The organism is Runella sp. R0.1_18, assembly GCF_057652155.1.
Genome location: NZ_JBYFCK010000175.1, coordinates 1 through 205 on the forward strand (window position 1 = coordinate 1; position 205 = coordinate 205).

Consider the following 205-nt stretch of genomic DNA (forward strand, 5'->3'; position numbering starts at 1 on the left):
GCAATTCGGGCTGGTCAAATACCGCCGATGCTACCACCCAACAACCACCCGTGACCGTTCCCAGCACTCCTACCAACCTGTCGGCTTCTGCAGCCAGCAGCAGCCAAATCAATCTGACTTGGGGAGACGTGACTAACGAAACAGGCTACGACATTGAGCGTAGCACCGATGGCAGTAGCTTCTCGGTATTGGCCAGTGTAGATGC

At 55.6% G+C, this 205-nt stretch carries 1 pseudogene; it reads left to right on the plus strand.

The features are described from left to right. Nucleotides 1–205 (plus strand): annotated as a pseudogene (locus tag AC23P2_RS31525) (fibronectin type III domain-containing protein); the annotation flags it as partial.